The following is a 1,485-nucleotide window of genomic DNA, read 5'->3' as shown; positions in this document are numbered from 1 at the left end:
ACGTTCTCTGTAAACAGGGTGCAAAATTCGTTTTAATATGGTAAAGTCTGATTTTAATAACTCGACGGTTTGAAGCCGTTACTCAGGGGCTGTTTAAATTTAAAATCAGTTTTGTTGAAGCCGCATCAGATTTGCTATTGATGCATTCAGGAAAATTTCAGTCGTCAGGCTGATTTGGTTTTAAATTTAAGCAGCCCTTTATGTTTACAAAAAAACAGAGGTAGATTCTCATGAAGTCTTGGCAGCTTCCTGAACACGTTGCCGACGTGTTACCGACCAATGCCCGACAACTGGAAAGCGCCCGTGAGCGGCTGTTGGCTTTGTTTCGCGTGCATGGTTATGAATTGGTGCAACCGCCATTGATGGAATACAGCCATTCCTTATTGACGCATATCGATGCCGGTTTGTCTTTGAAAACCATTTTGGTCGTCGATCAGCTCAGCGGCCGTCAGCTCGGTATCCGCGCGGATATTACACCGCAGGTGGCGCGTATTGATGCCCACTTGCTTTCCGCCAACCAAGGCATCAACCGTTTATGCTATGCCGGTTCGGTGCTTCATGCGCGGCCTGACGGATTGCTCAATATGCGCGAGCCTTTGCAGGCCGGTGCGGAAATGTACGGCTTGGAAGGCATTGAAGCGGATATTGAATTGATTGATTTGATGCTGAAAAGCATGAAAATCGCCGATATGGGCGAGGTCTTGCTTTCATTGGGCCATATCGGCGTATTCCGTGCTTTGGCAAATGCCGCGCATTTGAATGAGCAGCAATCGGCAATCCTGCTTTCATCGATGCAGGACAAAGATGCTGAGGCCGTCAGCCAGTTGGTCAAAGAGTGGAAACTCGATGGTATGTGGGCAAAAGCGTTTTCACTGTTGCCCCGACTGTACGGCGGTCGTGAAGTGCTGACTTTGGCCCGTGAGAAATTACCGGAATTGTCCGCAGTCAGTGCGGCTTTGGATGAATTGCAGGCAGTATGCGATGCGTTCCCAAATCAAAAAGTGCATATCGATTTATCGGAATTGCGCGTTGACAATTACCATACCGGTTTGCTTTACGCGGCTTATGGTTCAAACCGTCATGATGCCGTGGCACGCGGCGGCCGTTATGACGGATTGGGCGGATACTTCGGACGCGCGCGTCCTGCGGCCGGATTCAGTTTTGATTTGCGCAGCTTTATCGGCCGACTTCCTGCTATCGGACGGGAATCCGTGGTGGCTGTCGATGTAAAAGATATGCCTGCGGCTCAAGAAGCGGTAGATGCTTTGCGTGAACAAGGACAATGTGTCGTTATCGATTACGGTATCGGCTATAACGGTTCGGAAGAGGTTACAGGCCGTCTGAAACAGGTAGATGGTGTTTGGAAAGTAATCGCTTTGAACGATTGAGTTTTATTTTGAAATTTTGTATCTGAAATAAGGTTAGATGGCTATGGCTAAAAATGTTGTCGTAATCGGTGCCCAATGGGGTGATGAAGGCAAAGGT

At 48.4% G+C, this 1,485-nt stretch carries 1 protein-coding gene; it reads left to right on the top strand.

The features are described 5' to 3' along the window. Positions 1 to 230: 230 nt before the first annotated feature. Positions 231 to 1,388, top strand: a complete 1,158-nt coding sequence (locus ACTHUT_RS20460; protein WP_250600341.1) for an ATP phosphoribosyltransferase regulatory subunit — start codon at positions 231 to 233, stop codon at positions 1,386 to 1,388. The last annotated feature ends 97 nt before the right edge of the window (positions 1,389 to 1,485 follow it).

This window comes from Neisseria sp. P0022.S010 (assembly GCF_051956635.1).
Note: the sequence above shows the minus strand (reverse complement) of the source record. Positions and strands in the feature narration are given on the sequence as shown.

Bases quoted from the DNA above. Each gene is read 5' to 3' on its own strand.
- ACTHUT_RS20460 (WP_250600341.1), top strand. From the start codon at position 231: ATGAAGTCTTGGCAGCTTCCTGAACACGTTGCCGACGTGTTACCGACC.